Origin of the sequence: Actinotalea ferrariae, assembly GCF_019733465.1 — a bacterium.
In the GTDB taxonomy this organism is placed as follows: domain Bacteria; phylum Actinomycetota; class Actinomycetes; order Actinomycetales; family Cellulomonadaceae; genus Actinotalea; species Actinotalea ferrariae_A.
Genome location: NZ_JACVQL010000393.1, coordinates 1 through 1,705 on the forward strand (window position 1 = coordinate 1; position 1,705 = coordinate 1,705).

3 protein-coding genes are annotated in these 1,705 nt (G+C 74.7%); all 3 read left to right on the plus strand.

Going from position 1 to position 1,705, the window contains the following annotated elements:
* Positions 1-204, plus strand: a 204-nt coding sequence (locus ICW40_RS20225; RefSeq protein ID WP_221655770.1) for a hypothetical protein, incomplete at its 5' end; no start/stop codon positions are given.
* Positions 205-873, plus strand: a complete 669-nt coding sequence (locus tag ICW40_RS20230) for a phage tail protein (RefSeq protein ID WP_221655771.1) — start codon at positions 205-207, stop codon at positions 871-873.
* On the plus strand, positions 863-1,705 hold an 843-nt coding region (locus ICW40_RS20235), incomplete at its 3' end, for a phage late control D family protein (protein WP_221655772.1). The genes ICW40_RS20230 and ICW40_RS20235, both read left to right, overlap by 11 nt.

Sequence of the window (1,705 nt, forward strand, 5' to 3'; positions counted from 1 at the left end):
GGACCGGGGGGCGTCGGCGTCCCTGCGCCCCCGGCTGCGTCGGGCGGCGCGGGCGGCGCCGGTGCGGGCGTCGGCACCGTGGCGGGCGCCCCGGCCGCGACCCTGCTGACGGACGAGGTCGTCGACGGCCTCGTGGACGCGCTCGAGCGACGGCTCGTCGCGGAGCTCGAGCGGCGTGGCGGCCGCTACACGGGGGTGTTCTGAGTGTTCCAGCACGCGACGCTCCACACGGAGACGCACCAGGAGATCCCGTTCGAGTTCAACCCCGCCGAGCTCACCATCACCAAGGGCGCCACGTGGCAGGCGTCGACGGCCCGCGGGACGAACGCGCCGACACTCCGCTTCGAGGGCGGGCAGTCGGGGACGCTGTCGATGTCCATCACCATCGACGCCACCGCCTCAGGGACCTCGGTCACCGACGAGACGGACAAGCTGCTGGGGCTCGTCCGCATCGACCGGTCCGTGCGCGGCGACGACCGTCAGCGCCAGTCGGGCCGGCCGCCGTGGGTCGAGCTCCACTGGGGCCGCCTGCACGCACCGTTCCGCGCCGTCGTCGAGCGGCTGCAGATCCGGTACACGTACTTCTCGGCGACGGGCGTCCCGCTGCGCGCGAAGGTCGACCTGACGCTCAAGCAGTACGACGACGAGACCGTGCGCCCCCGCCAGAACCCCACGTCGTACACGCCGTCGCCGCACACCGTCCACCACCTGCTGCCCGGTGAGTCCCTGGACCGGGTCGCGGCCCGGTACTACGGCGACCCGACGCGGTGGCGGCTGATCGCCACCGCGAGCGGCGTGGACGACCCGCTCGCCGTGGCGGCGGGGACGCCGCTGGTCATCCCCGAGGTCCCGGTGAGCCACCGTGTCGGCTGAGCCGGCGGGCGACCGCCGCCTCGACACCCCCGTGCTGACCGTGGACGGGCGGCAGCTCGCGCCCACCCTCTACCCCCGCATCCGGCAGGTCCGGGTCGAGGAGTCCGTGCAGCTGCCCGACCGGTTCACGCTGCGGTTCGACGACCCCGTGTTCGAGCTCTTCGACGAGGGCACCTTCCTGCCGGGCGTTCGCGTGCAGATCGCCTTCCGGACCGAGGCGGAGCCCCTCGTCGTGACCGAGGGCGAGGTCACCACGGTCTGCGTCGAGCCCGGCTCCGCCGGCCACCACGAGCTGGTCGTGACCGGCCTCGACCGCGGCCACCGGCTGGCCCGCGTCGCCCGCACGCGCTCGTTCCAGAACATGTCCGACGCCGCCATCGCCATCCAGCTCGCGGGCGAGCACGGGCTCGACGCGGCGGTCGAGCTCGAGGGTGAGACCTTCGCGTACGTGCTGCAGGCCGCGCAGTCGGACTGGGCCTTCCTGCGCGATCGCGTGACGCGCACCGGTCACGACATGTGGGTGAGCGGCGGGACGCTGCACGTCGCACCGGTCCCCGCGGCCGGCGAGTCCCCGACGCTCGTCTGGAAGGAGAACCTGCTGGGCTTCTCGGTGCGGTTCTCGGCGGTCGACCGCTGCGACGAGGTCGTCGTGACGGGGTGGGACGCTCTCGGCAAGCGCACGGTGCGGGGCAGCGCGAGCGCCGGCGACCCCGGCACGGACGCGCCCGCGGTCCGGACCATCGCCGACGCGGCGCGGCGCACCTTCGGGCGCGAGCGGCGCGAGACGGGCCGGCGCGGGATCGGGACCGCCGCCGAGGCGCAGGCCATGGCG